The sequence below is a fragment of the Serratia proteamaculans genome (assembly GCF_949794035.1).
In the GTDB taxonomy this organism is placed as follows: Bacteria; Pseudomonadota; Gammaproteobacteria; order Enterobacterales; family Enterobacteriaceae; genus Serratia; species Serratia proteamaculans.
The window spans coordinates 4,573,148-4,588,305 of the sequence record NZ_OX461105.1; the positions used below are offsets into that span (position 1 = coordinate 4,573,148).

At 52.0% G+C, this 15,158-nt stretch carries 11 protein-coding genes and 1 tRNA gene; 4 read left to right on the forward strand and 8 right to left on the reverse strand.

Going from position 1 to position 15,158, the window contains the following annotated elements:
• Positions 1–6 precede the first annotated feature (6 nt).
• From QOT07_RS21255 to trmB, 4 genes are all read right to left on the reverse strand, one after another.
• Entirely contained in the window at positions 7–723 is a 717-nt protein-coding gene (locus tag QOT07_RS21255; protein ID WP_099063362.1) for a YggN family protein, read from the reverse strand.
• A gap of 30 nt (positions 724–753) precedes the next feature.
• Complete coding sequence (gene glsB, locus QOT07_RS21260; RefSeq protein ID WP_099063405.1) at positions 754–1,677, reverse strand: glutaminase B; 924 nt, start codon at positions 1,675–1,677, stop codon at positions 754–756.
• A gap of 96 nt (positions 1,678–1,773) precedes the next feature.
• On the reverse strand, positions 1,774–2,100 hold the full coding sequence (locus QOT07_RS21265) for a YggL family protein (RefSeq protein ID WP_020828611.1): 327 nt from the start codon (positions 2,098–2,100) through the stop codon (positions 1,774–1,776).
• Positions 2,100–2,819: a tRNA (guanosine(46)-N7)-methyltransferase TrmB gene (gene trmB, locus QOT07_RS21270; RefSeq protein ID WP_207977523.1), complete on the reverse strand. Its 720-nt coding sequence runs from the start codon at positions 2,817–2,819 to the stop codon at positions 2,100–2,102. Before trmB ends, QOT07_RS21265 begins: the two co-directional genes overlap by 1 nt.
• A 132-nt stretch (positions 2,820–2,951) precedes the next feature.
• On the opposite strand from trmB, the gene mutY reads away from it, so the two are divergent.
• Genes mutY through mltC form a run of 3 tightly spaced genes read left to right on the forward strand, consistent with a single transcriptional unit; the run spans position 2,952 to position 5,501 of the window.
• Positions 2,952–4,100: an A/G-specific adenine glycosylase gene (gene mutY / locus QOT07_RS21275; RefSeq protein WP_283603875.1), complete on the forward strand. Its 1,149-nt coding sequence runs from the start codon at positions 2,952–2,954 to the stop codon at positions 4,098–4,100.
• Positions 4,097–4,369 carry an oxidative damage protection protein gene (locus tag QOT07_RS21280; RefSeq protein ID WP_020828614.1) on the forward strand — a complete coding sequence of 91 codons (273 nt, stop codon included), beginning with the start codon at positions 4,097–4,099 and terminating at the stop codon, positions 4,367–4,369. The genes mutY and QOT07_RS21280 overlap by 4 nt, the downstream gene beginning before the upstream one ends.
• A gap of 55 nt (positions 4,370–4,424) precedes the next feature.
• Positions 4,425–5,501, forward strand: coding sequence for a membrane-bound lytic murein transglycosylase MltC (mltC, locus tag QOT07_RS21285; RefSeq protein WP_099063360.1), 1,077 nt, complete (start codon positions 4,425–4,427; stop codon positions 5,499–5,501).
• 44 nt (positions 5,502–5,545) lie between these two features.
• Here the strand turns inward: mltC and QOT07_RS21290 are convergent, their stop codons facing one another.
• A complete protein-coding gene (locus QOT07_RS21290; protein WP_283603876.1) occupies positions 5,546–6,661 on the reverse strand; it encodes a GGDEF domain-containing protein in 1,116 nt (371 codons plus the stop codon).
• Positions 6,662–6,766: 105 nt separating this feature from the next.
• Complete coding sequence (gene speF, locus QOT07_RS21295) at positions 6,767–8,929, reverse strand: ornithine decarboxylase SpeF (RefSeq protein ID WP_283603877.1); 2,163 nt, start codon at positions 8,927–8,929, stop codon at positions 6,767–6,769.
• Positions 8,930–9,633: 704 nt separating this feature from the next.
• Between speF and QOT07_RS21300 the strand changes: the two genes are divergently transcribed.
• A tRNA-Phe gene (locus tag QOT07_RS21300) sits at positions 9,634–9,709 on the forward strand.
• Between the two features lie 511 nt (positions 9,710–10,220).
• On the opposite strand, the gene QOT07_RS21305 is transcribed toward QOT07_RS21300, so the two are convergent.
• Together QOT07_RS21305 and QOT07_RS21310 are read right to left on the reverse strand one after the other, a co-directional pair.
• Positions 10,221–12,671 (reverse strand): sigma factor-like helix-turn-helix DNA-binding protein, encoded by a 2,451-nt coding sequence (locus QOT07_RS21305; protein WP_207977518.1) that lies wholly within the window; start codon positions 12,669–12,671, stop codon positions 10,221–10,223.
• 1 nt (position 12,672) lies between these two features.
• Positions 12,673–14,901 carry a DEAD/DEAH box helicase family protein gene (locus tag QOT07_RS21310; RefSeq protein WP_207977597.1) on the reverse strand — a complete coding sequence of 743 codons (2,229 nt, stop codon included), beginning with the start codon at positions 14,899–14,901 and terminating at the stop codon, positions 12,673–12,675.
• Positions 14,902–15,158 lie beyond the last annotated feature (257 nt).

The following is a 15,158-nucleotide window of genomic DNA, read 5'->3' on the forward strand; positions in this document are numbered from 1 at the left end:
TTCGCGTTACTTCAAAGCATTAAGCAGGTCTTTACGTTGGGTTTCCAGGCCGGTAACGCGGTTACAGACATCGTGACCAAAGTTCTGGAAGTCCTGCTCCTGGTTGTTCCATTCGTTCTGAATCGCCTTCTGCAGGCCACCCAGATTGCCCATGATCGCCTGCAGCGGATTGCCGCCGCTGTTGGCCGCCTGCTTGACGCCCATCTCATTCAGACTGTCCTGCAATACGCCGCCCATGCTCTGCTGCACCAGATTACGGCCATCCTGCTCAACCTGATCAATCGCCTTGTGATGGAAGGTCAGGCCGTCGCTGCGGTGTTCAATAATACGGTTCATCTGCTGCTTGAGCTGGCCATTGAGCGTAGTCAGGCGGTTGCGCACGTTGCTGTCGCTGCCCAGCTCTTTAACGATCACCTTGTCCAGTGCCACACGCGCTTTTTCCAGGTGTTGTTGTGCACCATTGTCAATCCACGGCAGCTCTTTACGCAATGCGCTCTGGTAGCTGAAGGCCTTTTGACGCTGGCTGTCATTCAGGCTCAACGCCTGGCCGTTGCGGGTCACATCGCCATCCGCTGAAATCTGCAGGTTGCCGCTGGCGCCTGTCACCTGCACGTTCTGCGGGCTGATAATCACGTCGTCCTGGGGTTTAACGCTGCACTGATACTCGGCATGCGCCTGTGAAGCAGTCAACAGCAGTAAGGCTAACCCGGTTTTCTTTAACATATTTTCTCCTGACTCCCTTCCGTGGTGGGATTAAAAAATCGAACGGCTAATCCGTTGAGACAACAGTTCCAGCGCCGCAGTTCCCGCCAGTGAGTTACCGGAGGCATCCAGCTCCGGCGACCAGACGGCGATCGACAGCTCATCGGGGACGATGGCGACAATACCGCCGCCAACACCGGACTTGCCCGGCATGCCCACGCGGTAGGCAAATTCTCCCGCGCCGTCGTACATGCCACTGGTCATCATCAGCGCATTGATCTGGCGCGCCTGCAGTGGGCTGATCACTTCGCGCCCGCTAAGATCACGCCCGTGATTGGCCAGATAAACAAAGCTACGTGCCAGCTCCTGGCAGCTCATCCGCAACGCGCAGTAGTGGAAATAGGTTTGCAGCACGGTGAGCACGTCGTTTTCAAAGTTGCCGAACGACTTCATCAGATAGGCTATCGCCGCATTGCGATCGGAGTGTTCAAACTCGGAACGGGCAACCCGCGAGTCGTAGGCCAGGTCTTCTTCACCGGCCAGTTGGCGCACCACTTCCAGCATGCGTTGCTTGGGAGCGCTGAGCCGCGTTTGCAGCATGTCACACACCACCAGCGCACCGGGGTTGATAAACGGATTGCGCGGTTTGCCCTGCTCCATCTCCAACTGCAGCAACGAGTTGAACGGCAGACCGGAAGGCTCCTTGCCGACCCGTTGCCAGATCTCGTGCTCCTGATAACGGGCCAGTGCCAGCGTCAGGCTCAGCACCTTGGAGATCGACTGAATAGAGAAGCGCTCGGTGGCGTTCCCGGCCTGGAACATTTCGCCGTCGACGGTACAAACGGCGATCGCCAGACGATCGGCCGCCACTTCCGCCAGTGCCGGTATATAGTCCGCCACCTTGCCCTGGCCAATCAGCGGGCGCACCTGTTGCAGGATCTCTTCCAGCAACGCGTTATCCAATGTCGTTACCACCGCGCTCACACTCCGGACAAAACAAAGGTGCCGTTAAGGCACCTTAAAATCAATAAGCTGGCGCGGCTCCGGGCCGCGCCGATCGTGCTGGGGAAATCAGTCCCACCAGATATCGAACAGATCGCTGACCTTAACGTCGGTCAGTTTACGCGCTTCCAGCCATTTTTTGACCAGTTCGCGCTGTTCGTCGGTGCAATGACCGATAGTCTGCAGGCAGATCAAACCTTCCCACTGCAGATAGCCACTGCCGTCAAACGCCATACCGTTCGGCTCGATCACTTCGTCGATGAAAGCGTCCAGCGTGCTGTCGATATCTTCAACCGCGGTGCCTTCGGCAAAACGCCATGCTACGGAGAAACCCAGCTCCTGAAACTCTTCAATGTGTAACTTTTTACGTAAACGACGACTGCGGTTCTTAGCCATTATTCTTTCCTCTCAAACATCAAATCCCAAACGCCATGTCCCAGACGCTGGCCGCGTAATTCAAATTTTGTCAGTGGGCGTGAATCCGGACGAGGCACGTAATCATTATCGCTGGAAAGATTACGATAGCCTGAGATCCCGTTCATAACCTCTAACATATGTTCTGCGTAAGGCTGCCAGTCGGTGGCCATATGGAATACGCCGCCGACTTTCAATTTGCGCTGCACCAGTTCAACAAACGGCGTCTGTACGATGCGACGTTTATTGTGGCGAGCTTTGTGCCACGGATCGGGGAAGAACAGCTGCACCATGTCCAGCGACCCGTCCGGGATCATATTCTCCAACACCTCAACCGCGTCGTGACACATCACGCGCAGGTTGTTCAGTTCCGCTTCGGTAGCGTCGGCCAGACAGGCACCCACGCCCGGCGAATGTACTTCAATCCCCAAGAAATTCTGCTGCGGGTTATGGCCCGCCATGGTCACCAGCGAGGCGCCCATGCCAAAACCGATCTCCAGCACGGTCGGCGCATCGCGCCCAAACAGTGCGGTGATATCGACAGGTTCAGCCTGATACTCCACGCCCATCACCGGCCAATAGTTGTCCAGCGCGTGCTGCTGGCCTTTGGTCAACCGCCCCTGGCGGCGGACAAAACTGCGGATACGGCGCATCGCTCGGCCGTTCTCATCAAATTCTGGGGAGATGACGTCATTAATCATAGTGCTTTCTGTCTGTTTGGCTGCTAATTAGGGAAACGCGCATTATGCAAAGATACATTGGTTTAGCAAGTGTTCATCTGATGTACCTGCCGTGCGACGTCGGAAAGTTCCGGTTTACAGCATCATGACTCTATGCTGCAATCGCGCTTCATTTTCTGCCGGATATCGAAGCTGCTTATTATGATGCAAGCACAACAGTTCGCACAGGTGGTGCTTGACTGGTACCAGCGTTATGGCCGTAAAACCCTGCCGTGGCAGCTTGATAAGACCGCCTATCAAGTATGGCTCTCTGAGGTCATGTTGCAACAAACGCAGGTTGCCACCGTGATCCCGTATTTTCAGCGCTTTATGGCACGTTTTCCCAACGTGCGTGCGCTGGCAGAAGCGCCACTGGACGAAGTGCTGCACCTGTGGACCGGCCTGGGCTACTACGCCCGTGCCCGCAACCTGCACAAGGCGGCGCAGACCATTGTCGCACAGCACGGCGGCGAGTTCCCGACAACCTTTGAAGAAATCCACGCCCTGCCCGGTATTGGCCGCTCAACGGCGGGGGCGGTACTGTCATTGGCGCTCGGCCAGCATTACCCCATCCTCGACGGCAACGTGAAACGCGTGTTGGCCCGCTGCTATGCGGTCGAAGGCTGGCCAGGTAAAAAAGACGTCGAAAACCGGCTGTGGCAGATCAGTGAAGACGTCACCCCGGCACAGGGCGTCGGCCAGTTCAATCAGGCGATGATGGATCTGGGGGCGATGGTCTGCACCCGTTCCAAACCCAAGTGCGAGCTGTGTCCACTCAGCCTCGGCTGTATCGCCTACGCCCATCACAGTTGGGCGAAATACCCCGGTAAAAAGCCCAAGCAGACGCTGCCGGAAAAAACCGCTTACTTTTTATTGCTGCAACAGGGCGAACGAGCCTGGCTGGAACAGCGGCCGGCCGTCGGCTTGTGGGGCGGGTTATTCTGCTTCCCGCAGTTTAGCGAACGCGAAGAGATGGAACTCTGGCTGCAACAACGCGGTCTGAAAAACAATCGTCAGCAGCAGTTGACCGCATTTCGTCATACTTTCAGTCATTTCCATCTGGATATCGTGCCTGTCTGGCTGGAAATGAACGACGCAGGCGCCAGCATGGATGAGGGTGCCGGTCTCTGGTATAACTTAGCGCAGCCGCCCTCTGTCGGGCTGGCAGCGCCGGTTGACCGCCTGTTGCAACAGTTGGCAAAACAGTCCCCACGCCAGCAGGGTTTATTTGGCGATAGCGCCATTGATGAGGAATTAGCATGAGCAGAACCATTTTTTGTACCTTCCTGCAGCGCGACGCTGAAGGGCAGGATTTCCAGCTTTATCCAGGGGAAGTCGGCAAACGCATCTATAACGAGATCTCGAAGGAAGCCTGGGCAGAATGGATGAAAAAACAAACCATGCTGATCAACGAGAAAAAACTGAACATGATGAACGTGGATGACCGCAAACTGCTGGAAGCGGAAATGATCAAGTTCCTGTTCGAAGGGCACGACGTGCACATCGAAGGCTATACGCCACCGAGCGAATAACGCTGTTGGGGCCAGGCGCTGGCCCTCTTCAATACTTCTCGTATACGGCTTTAAGATGAAGAAAATTTTAGCTTTGCTAGTAATAGCGCCTTTACTGATTTCCTGTTCCGGCAAAAAAAGTACCGAAGTCAACGAAGCCCTGGTCAAAGACACCAACGGCTTTGAGATCCTGATGGGCCAATTCGCCCACAACATCGAGAATATCTGGGGTCTGAACGAAGTTCTGATCGCCGGGCCAAAAGATTACGTTAAATACACCGACCAGTATCAAACCCGTAGCCACATCAACTTTGATTCTGGTGCCATCACCATTGAAACCATCGCCACCACCGATCCTGCCGCCCACCTGCGTCAGGCGATTATCAGCACCTTGCTGATGGGTGACGATCCGGGTTCTATCGATCTCTATTCCGACGTCAACGATATCCAGATCAGTAAAGAGCCGTTCCTGTACGGCCAGGTGCTGGATAACAAAGGCGCGCCGATCCGCTGGGAATGGCGTGCGGCGCACTTTGCCGACTATCTGGTGCAGAGCAAACTGCAAAAGCGCACCTCCGGTCTGCACGTGATTTACTCGGTCACCATTCAACTGGTGCCGAACCACCTGGACCAACGTGCGCATAAATACCTGCCGATGGTCCGCAAGGCGTCGGAGAAGTACGGGGTCGAAGAGTCGCTGATCCTGGCGATTATGCAGACCGAGTCGAGCTTTAACCCGTATGCGGTGAGTGGTTCGGATGCACTGGGCCTGATGCAGGTGGTACAGCACACCGCCGGTAAAGACGTGTTCCAGATGCGCGGGAAATGGGGCAAGCCAAGCCGCAGTTACCTGTTCGATCCGGAAAACAATATCGACACCGGCACCGCCTATCTGGCCATTTTGCAGAACAACTATCTGGGGGGTATTCAGAACCCAACCTCACGTCGCTACGCGGTGATCACCGCCTATAACGGCGGGGCGGGCAGCGTGCTGCGAGTGTTCTCCAGTGACCGAACCCGTGCGGTCGGCATTATCAACGGCATGCAGCCGGGCGACGTCTACCAGACGTTGACCACCAAGCATCCGGCCGGTGAATCGCGCCGCTATCTGGTGAAGGTGAACAACGCGCAGAAGAGTTATCGACGCCGTTAATCACCCTGTCAGGGCGGTCTCTTCCGTCGCCCTGACCACCAGCATCACGAAGCAATGCTGTAGCCATTACGCCCCAGTTCCTTGGCGCGGTACAGAGCCTGATCGGCAGCTGCCAGCAGTTGTTCACGGTTCTGTCCCGGTTGCCATTGCGCAACCCCCTGACTTACCGTCACCCATTGCGCCACTTCAGAATCCGCATGCGGCATCGCCAGACCGGCGAGCAACCCTTCTATCCTCTTTGCCACCTGAGCTGCTTCACGCGCTTCGGATTTTGGCAGCAAGATAATAAATTCCTCACCGCCATAGCGGGCTACCAGATCCTGCGAACGCCGGGTAGCGCTCTCCAGACAGGCCGCCAGGCGGATCAGGCACTCATCCCCCTGCTGATGACCATAGTGGTCGTTGTACTTTTTGAAAAAATCGACGTCCAGCAGGATCAGGGAAAACGGCGCCTGCAGGGTTGATTCCCGCAGCAGAACCGCATCAAAGTAGGTGTCGAAGTAGCGCCGGTTGGCGATGCCGGTCAGCGGATCGCGGTGTGCCAGCTTGCTCAGGCGCTCAATCAGCCGTTTGTTTTCCTGCTCGCGCTCAATCGCCAGTTGGAACCATTGCTCCAGCCGGCTCTGCGCCGAATAAATCAGAAACAGCATCAGCGCATAGGAGATCAGGTTCACCAGCGAAAAAGCGCTGTGGATAAAAATATTTTCGGCAATCGCCACCAGCAGCACCGGAATGCTGAACAGGAAAAACAGCCGTGGAGACAGATAAAAAGCGATCAGAGAAGAAAACAGCAGGCCGAGTGTTAACGGGTAAAGCAGATTAATACTGTCGCTGACAATCAGATGGTGAAAAACGCCGCACCAACACAGAGCCAACAGCAGAGTGCAAACCACCGCACCACGCCAGGACGCCAATTTTCCTCGGGTAGCCAACTGACGGATCGCGACAAAAGACAGGGCCGACAGCAATACCACACCGCAGATCGCCGGTGCACCACGTAACAGGGAACTCAACGAGCGCTCACCGAAGGTTTGAGCACGCTGAAGCAGCAGATAGAGCGCCAGCAGCACATTAACCAATAAGAACCAGTTAAAATTCCGCAGCGTTGAACGTCTTTTCTCTCGGCCGACCCACTCGAGATTACCCTCTTCTTTCATCATCTTATTCCGGCACCCGTGGCTTTTACCTAAAAGGTAGTGCCACCACACAGCTTTGTCATCCTGGGCCGGGATGATTTAAAAGCGGCCCCTGTGGGCCGCTCAAATCTATGGCTTGATCATATAGCCGAAGATGCGTTTCCAGCCGTGATCTTTTTTCTCGATATACACGCCCTGCAATTCCGGCGAGAACCCCGGCAGCCGGTTGATCCCGTCCTCCAGCGCCAGGAAGTAACGCTGCACCGCCCCGCCCCACACTTCCCCCGGCACCACGCACAGCACGCCTGGTGGGTATGGCAATGCACCTTCTGCCGCAATGCGCCCTTCCGCCTGACCAATCGGCACCAGTTCGACGTTATCGCGAATAAACTCCACGTTGGCGTCCTGTGGGTTCATCATCACCTGCGGGAAATGGCGCTGACGGAACATCTCTTTCTGCAGCTGTTTGACGTCAAAGCTGACGTACAGATCGTGCATTTCCTGGCAAAGCTGGCGCAGGGTATAGCCGCGATAACGCTGTTCATTCTTGCGATACACCGTTGGCAGCACCACGCTCAACGGCGCGTCTTCTTCCACATAGCGCTCGAACTGCACCAGCATCTCCACCAACTGTTCCATCTTGGCCGGGTTTTCCGCCGGGGTCAGCAGGAACAGGATCGAGTTAAGGTCGCATTTCTCCGGCACGATGCCGTTCTCACGCAGGAAGTTGGCCAGAATGGTGGCCGGCACGCCAAACTCGGTGTACTGGCCGGTGGCCGCGTCTATGCCCGGGGTGGTCAGCAGCAGCTTGCACGGATCGACCAGATACTGGCCCTGCGCGTAGCCTTCAAAGCCGTGCCATTTCTCCTCCGGCACAAAATCAAAGAAGCGCGCGTCGTTGGCGATCAGATCGGTGTCGTAATCCTGCCAGTTTTTACCCGCCACCTGCAGCGGAATAAACGGCCTGAGTTGCGAGCAGCGTTCCAGCAGTTGCTTGCGCGTCTCGATACCCAGCTTCACGCAGTCCATCCACATGCGGCGACCGGCGGCCCCGGCATGCATCTTGGCGTTAACGTCCAGCGCGGCAAACAACGGGTAGAACGGGCTGGTCGAGGCATGCAGCATGAAAGCATTGTTGAGGTGCTTGTGGTTGCAGTGACGCTTCTGGCCCTTGATGTGATCGTCTTTCTTGTGGATCTGCGAGGTCTGCGAGAAACCGGCCTGCTGCTTGTGTACCGACTGGGTAACAAAGATGCCCGGATCCAGTTCATCCAGCTCCAGCAACAGCGGCGAGCACTCCTTCAGCATCGGGATAAACCCTTCGTAACCCACCCAGGCCGAGTCAAACAGGATGTAGTCACACAGGTGGCCGATGGTGTCGATCACCTGGCGGGCGTTATAGATGGTGCCGTCGTAAGTACCCAGCTGAATGATCGCCAGGCGGAACGGACGGGCCGCATCGGCTCTCTCCGGTGCCACTTCACGGATTTGTTCGCGCAGGTAACGCTCATCAAAACAGCGCGAATCAATGCCGCCGATAAAACCAAACGGGTTACGCGCGGTTTCCAGATACACCGGGGTCGCCCCGGCCTGGATCAGCGCACCGTGGTGGTTGGACTTATGGTTGTTGCGATCGAACAACACCAGGTCACCACGAGTCAGCAGCGCGTTGGTCACCACCTTATTGGCGGCCGAGGTGCCGTTGAGCACGAAATAGGTTTTATCGGCGTTAAATACCCGTGCCGCGTGCTTTTGCGCATCCTTGGCCGAGCCTTCGTGGATCAACAAATCGCCCAGCTTAACGTCGGCGTTGCACATGTCAGAACGAAAAAGCGTTTCACCGTAGAACTCAAAAAACTTCCTGCCGGCCGGATGCTTGCGGAAGAACTCCCCACCCTGGTGGCCCGGGCAGGCAAAGGTTGAGTTTTCCATTTCCACATAGGTTTTCAGCGTTTTGAAAAACGGCGGCAACAGCGCCTGTTCGTAGGCATCGGCGGCAGCTTCCAGCTGCGCCATATAGAACGCCTTGCTGGCCCCTTCCAGTGCAAAAACGCCGCTGATCAAGGGCAGATAGTCCGGGGAGAGATGCTCGTCCCCCGCCACCGCCACAAAAGTCGGGATCTCGAACCCGGTCGCTTTGAGCTGCGCCAGGATACCTGCGTTAACGTCGTCGACCGACACCACTAACGCGGCCACATCGGTATAGTCCGTTTGCTCTACGCGAACGATTTGGCGCAGCGTTTCAATGGTGGCGACCAAACTGGCGCTGGTGGCTATTTTCAATTCTTTCATTGTGCTAACTCTCAAACGGTTAAGGATGAGGGTGTGCCATGGGGCACGGTGATGAGATAACAAAGGTTACCCCGGCAAATTGATGCCCGGCGTTGCAGTATAAAGCGCAAACGTGACCGGCTGACTCTCCTAAGATTATCAGGTAACTATCGGGGACTGGTATCGGCAGCGTCCGATAGACATCAGTAAAAGCAGAGCCGCAGCTCTATTTTTAATAATGCCTAACAGCGAGCATCAGGTAGCCTTACCGCATGGCAGGCTGGGTGTTTTTGACGGACTGCGTTCGGGAAAGGTAACGGCGGAGTGACGGCATCATTTGATGTCTGGTGCGCAGTGACGCTTGAGTAACAAAACCAGTCATGCCTGCAACCCTCTGACTTAAATGAGCACCAACGCCGTTAGGGGACGTAGCTTGCTAAAATTTGCGCAATGATTGCATGTTTTTTTATGAGGTTCAAGTAACAATTATGCTGATTTAATGATGAAAGGATAACACATAACTCATTGTTAAATATCAATTAAAAATAAACACCAGAAAAATCAAAACGGTATAAATAGACGGATTTTTTGCATATTTATTGCCATACCAGGTTCCAGTATCCCGCCAGCCCCACCTGCCATTGCATGAAAATAGAGCAACCGATCGGCTTTGTGACAGAAAGCGATTGACGATTTCCGGCCAATAGGGTTAAATGCGCCCCGTTGCCCGGATAGCTCAGTCGGTAGAGCAGGGGATTGAAAATCCCCGTGTCCTTGGTTCGATTCCGAGTCCGGGCACCATATTTAGAAGAACCCGCCTATGGCGGTTTTTTTGCTTTCTGGGGTCCTGGTAGATTTCTGGGTGTTCTGGTCGCAGATGCCGCTTGCTCAGCCCTTTCCATCCCACCTGAGCATTTCTCTTTAGCGACTCCCTACCCTTCCGATTACAGTGCCAACGTCTACTGGCCTTCAAACTGCAATAAACACCAAATACCGGGAAGGATTCCCGACCTTGTTCAAGGTTCTCAATAAAATAGGTTATGATCCCTCCTTCAACCAACTGACTCCCCGCCACTGTTAAGCCTCCAGTAAGTGATGTTAATGGCGACGTTTATATCTCTGCAGCGCTTACTAATGTACAGAAATTCGGAACTGACACTTTCCTGTTCTTAACGTTACTCAGGTTGAGTGTCGCTTATGTGCCATAAGCGGAAGTTGGAGTGCCAGAGACTATCTCAAAGTGGATAGTTCCTTTTGCAGGGATACTTACAGCTTCATAAAGAGGAAGGAGGCCCTGGCCCCCCTCGCTTTGTTAGTCGTTGACCATAGATCGTGCTGTGCGCCAGTTTTGAATGGCAATTGCAGCCGTTTCACGTGTAATGGCGATATTTGCCTGCATGGCATCAATATTCTGCTGCAAGGGAGCCCCAGGATCGCAGAGCATGTCCATTGCCGATGATATATTGCTAAAAGGAATCTCCGTGACCGAATAGAGGCTATGTTTGCGGTGCCAGCCTTGTGCTTTAGCATTTAACCGAGCAAGAGAAGCATAGAAATATTTCGAGTAGCTTCGCTCAAATTGCATGTTCAGTTGTGCTTTAAAAATAGAGGGCTCTACTGGCTTACCAAAATGCAGAAGTAATGCATGAAGGGCCGCGACATAGTCGTCGATGACGATATTTTTATAGGCACAGGCTGGTGTGGTATAGAGCATACGGCCCACCTGAACAACATTTCCCCTCTCAATCATGTCATCCAGATAAAACGACGCATGTGCCAGGCTTTTACTCTTCAGCAAATTGGCAATTTCAGGTTTCGTTAGCGGTTTATCACTGTTGTTCATCGCTTCGATGATGACGTCCTTTTGCGTGATGTTCTTAAAACCTTTCTCCAGCCCTATCGAATCTGCCTGAGATTTTCCGTCGAAGTAAAAACCGTAATCCTCGCCGAAATGTTTCACAAAATGGCGAATGACATAGTAATCATGTTTTTTCAGATTGCGCGAGGCCTGGTAAAACTCATTCAGGTGGAACACCGAACGGGAATTTTTCTCGGCGTATTCCATCATTTCCAGAAAAATGTCGTCTATCTGTGCCGCATCGACATCGATAAAACAGGTGTGCTTGTAGGTCCCCTTGCCGGACAGATAGATATACTCAGGCTGGTTAAACGCTTCGTGATCCAGACGGTCCTCGTAAACAGGGCTGCGCGAATAATTATTCCCATTGATTAATTTCGCAATATCCAGCCAAGGTAGACCTTTTTGGTGTTTAATCAGCACGCAGGCACTAGCTTCAGCTTTTTTCAGCTGCAGGGGGTAGACGTTCTCATCTTTAAGCTGGATGGCGCCTTGTTGCGCAAGATGACGAATCGCATTGTCAACGTAGGGTATTTCGATGCTGCAGACAGAGGGGATAAACTCCCGGATGTCGTCAAGGTGGATGGGTGCGCCATTCTCGGCAAAGTAGGTATTCAGGATCGCTTTGTCAATCTCGGGATAGACATGAGTGATGAGCTCTGTTTGCCCTGACACCATATCCAGAAATTCGAAGAAGTCACGTTCAGAGGAGAAACAGGAAAAAAGCGTCTGCATTTTCACACTAAGATCCGGCGATACCTCAGGCTCCAATATCTCCCAAACCGATGGTTGACTGACACGCATATGCCCAAGGAATTCTTGTCTGATATCGGCCTGAATTTGGCGAATTCGCTCTCTCGATACGACGTAATCGGCCCCGATCTCTTCGAGGGTCTTTTTTTCTTCAACAAACCCCCAGCGACGTTGGGCAATGTCGACCTTCATTTCACTGCTTTTATCGAAGTAAGATTCGATATCTTCCAGTAAAACGGCTTCAAGTTTATTCAATGTGCAGTTTATAAGTCGTTTTGGAACGATCAAGACGGATTCAAGCGCCAGGTAGTCAATGTCACCATTCTGAATAGCGATAATCTCTTCCCGTAATCTGTCTCTAAATGCCAATAACTGTGTGATACTTCCTTTTCCCCAGGTCGGAATGGCTACTAATTGCTCATGTTCGGCATGCAGAATAGCCTGCAACATCTCGCCCATATCTTCCGTTTTAAGATAGCGACCAAATTTTTCCAGTGCTTTGGTATAGCTAGCTTCCACGCCCGCAAGGCTCAACCGCATCTGGCTGCTATCCACCTTCGCGAAATCAATGCCCGTATGAGTCGTGCCGATAGCCTCAACGGCAGGTGCAGACTGAACCAGCTGTTGCAATTCTTTAAAAGTATCAATATATAGTGCCCCGATTCCGGGCTGTGCAGCCAGCTCATGAACTGTTAGCGCGATGAGTTCGCCGAAGGTTTCTCCGGGCCCAAAATCGGGGTTTACCAAGTGTATGTTTTTTAGTCGCTTGATTAATTTCATAAATCTATCAGGCAACTGAATCGCGTCAAGTAAGGTGGATGAGGCAGGGATCTGAAGACATTCCATCACCGGTTCATCACTCGTTATTTCCGGCTTTTCCTCAACCTCAGTTTCAACTTGCCTGATTTCCTCATCATCTACTGAAAGCTTCTGTCCCGAAGGGGGATAAATATCTACTGCTCGCAGCAAATCTGCAAAATAGACATTTTTCTTCAATGCCATGAATTGCTGCATGCTGAGTTTTTCACAGAGCTCCCAGGCACTGAGCGTTTCTCCGGGCGTGAGCTGACTTTCTTCAACCAGGTTATGGATGAGTTTATTTAGAGCTCGGCCGAGCTGATGTTGATCTACAACGAAGTCAATTTTTTCCATATTAAAGCGCGTCTTTTAGCTTTTTGAGAAACACGAATGCCGATTGATACTTGTTCTTAATCTGTTTCTGCACATCCGGCGGTAATTGCTTAAAACTGACAAGGTTCAAAGGTTTTCCCCGGTACGTTTCGATCCATGGACAAACATCCACTTCCTTCACCGGCATATCACTCTCGACCTGCGAGTCAGCCACTTTAATTCGGGCACTGACAAGGTTGTCGTAATCGGGCAGAAGCTGTTGAATCTCTTTTTCACTGAATTCGTACAACGGGTTCACGCCGAAATTCAATGAAATCGTGTAAAAACTTGGTGCCATGTTGTTCTCCCCGATAAAGGTATCGAGAAATTCAATCAGTCTCGTGCGCATGGAAGGAATATCCACGTCTTCATTGAATGCGGATGTCAGGTAGCTCAAATAAGAGCCGAAATGGGTGGCAATTTGATCAAGGCTAATGTCAGCTAACTCTTGTTCCAGTTTTGCAATGGAGGGTAACTCGTCATTTTTTTCGCGATATCGGCGCAACTTATCCAGCAGTACATCGCGGCTATTAAGCTGCATTTTCATCTCTTCCAGGAGAGCCAGTACTTTCGCCGCCTCTGCGCTGAATTGCACCTCCAGTGAAGTGTCATGATAAACCCCAGGTGCGTCCATCTCCTCCGGATCATCAATAGTACTGCCGTGATACCTTGGCTGCTGTTCAATCTCTTTTGCCAGGCCTTTAATCTCATTCAACCGCTCAAGGGATCCAACAAAATCTAATACATGAACAAACTCTTTATTTGGCGTTTTGCGCAACCCACGTCCTAACTGTTGTAACCAGATTGTACGTGACCCGGTATAACGCATAAAGATCAATAGGTTGGTTTCTGGAATATCAATACCTTCATTGAACAGGTCGCACACCAAAATGTACTTATAATCCCCTTCCCTGAACAATCGAATATTTTCTCGTCGTTCCTGGTCATACATTTTTGAATGCACAAGGGTGGCTGTGCCGGGCTCAAAGAACGCAATAAGATGATTCATATGCTGGATATTCCGGCAAAAGATAATCCCTTTTACGTTCTCTATCCCCTGCTCGGTCACTGTTTTGTCGATGAGACGGACAATCTCATGATCTTTTTTATGCAAAAAAAGCAGTTTATCAATATCGGATAGAGAAAGACCGCTCTCAAGCTGGTCGATCTTATCCTGATCCAGATCGTCAAGCAGGACAAGATATTTGGGGAATGCCAGTTTTTTATTTTTGAGTGCCCAAACCAGATCGAATTTACCAATATGACCATCGGCACCACCAAAGAAGCTCACTACATCGCGATTATCCGTCCGGTACGGGGTCGCGGTGAGGCCAATCAGGAGTTGCGGCTGGAAAAGCGACACCACCGCAGAATAGGTCTTTGCCAGCGTATGGTGGGCTTCATCGACAATGACGTAATCAAATGCCCCTGCAGATAACGCATCGAGTTTGCTATAGAGCGTATCAAATGACGCAAAGACGAAATCAGTGTCTTCAGGATGTGTGCCGCCGAAACAGGCAGAAAAACTGAAGTTACCAATACCCAAAACGTTTTTAAATGCGGTAACTGATTGCAGTAAAATCTCGACCTGATGTGCAAGAAATAACACTCTTGGCCTGCGGCTATTTTTTTGAATTAAGCGCTTAATTAAGTGGGCAGCGGTATAGGTTTTGCCTAATCCCGTCGCCATTTCAATCAGCAGCTTTGACTTTCCTGCCGCATGAAGTGCAAGGGCTTCGTTAATCACATCCTGCTGATAAGTTCGCGGCTTAATGTCACGGCCAATCTCGGAATGCTTAATGACCCACAGATTTTGCAACTCATCCCGGTCTATCAACTCAACGCCGAGTCGTAACGCCCGCGCCTTCACTTCAGAGGTAAACCAGGAGTTGGTAACCAAAATTTTATAGGTAACATTTGCCAGCGTAGCGCCGGTAACTAGTTGATTAAGGGCCTTCACATCCACTGTCGTACCCAGCTGGCGCTGTTTCACCTCAATGGCAAACTTTCGCTTCCCTTTCCAGGCGAAAATATCGACCCCGCCATCTCCGTGTTTGAATTCTTTGCCTGTTTGGGTAATTTCGGCATCGGTCCATCCCGATGCAACAAACAAATCGCGGACGAAAATTTCAAAGTCCGAAGAGGAAAGATTATCAATATCTTTAAATTCCGCGATTAAAGGTTTGTACTGCGGAATGACAGAAGCCGTCATAGCACCATTATCCTTCATAAAACAACCACGTTAAATTAACAGCTACATATTCCCACGAAATATAAGGCCGACTTGCTGAAGTGAGCTAAGCTTCCCGCCGCGAACAACGTTCACCAATGTAACCAGGAAATAAAGATTTCTTTCAAACCACAAACACACTTAATGGCAGATTCTTTCACTTGCCATATGAAGCAGTCAACAAAAAATGGCCCCGACTGGTCCAGGTAATAGATGGCCTGCTGCCTCTGCTCGGTGCT

Bases quoted from the DNA above. Each gene is read 5' to 3' on its own strand.
- QOT07_RS21310 (WP_207977597.1), bottom strand. From the start codon at position 14,901: ATGACGGCTTCTGTCATTCCGCAGTACAAACCTTTAATCGCGGAATTT.
- trmB (WP_207977523.1), bottom strand. From the start codon at position 2,819: ATGATTAATGACGTCATCTCCCCAGAATTTGATGAGAACGGCCGAGCG.
- speF (WP_283603877.1), bottom strand. From the start codon at position 8,929: ATGAAAGAATTGAAAATAGCCACCAGCGCCAGTTTGGTCGCCACCATT.
- QOT07_RS21280 (WP_020828614.1), top strand. From the start codon at position 4,097: ATGAGCAGAACCATTTTTTGTACCTTCCTGCAGCGCGACGCTGAAGGG.
- mutY (WP_283603875.1), top strand. From the start codon at position 2,952: ATGCTGCAATCGCGCTTCATTTTCTGCCGGATATCGAAGCTGCTTATT.
- QOT07_RS21290 (WP_283603876.1), bottom strand. From the start codon at position 6,661: ATGATGAAAGAAGAGGGTAATCTCGAGTGGGTCGGCCGAGAGAAAAGA.
- QOT07_RS21255 (WP_099063362.1), bottom strand. From the start codon at position 723: ATGTTAAAGAAAACCGGGTTAGCCTTACTGCTGTTGACTGCTTCACAG.
- QOT07_RS21305 (WP_207977518.1), bottom strand. From the start codon at position 12,671: ATGGAAAAAATTGACTTCGTTGTAGATCAACATCAGCTCGGCCGAGCT.
- mltC (WP_099063360.1), top strand. From the start codon at position 4,425: ATGAAGAAAATTTTAGCTTTGCTAGTAATAGCGCCTTTACTGATTTCC.
- QOT07_RS21265 (WP_020828611.1), bottom strand. From the start codon at position 2,100: ATGGCTAAGAACCGCAGTCGTCGTTTACGTAAAAAGTTACACATTGAA.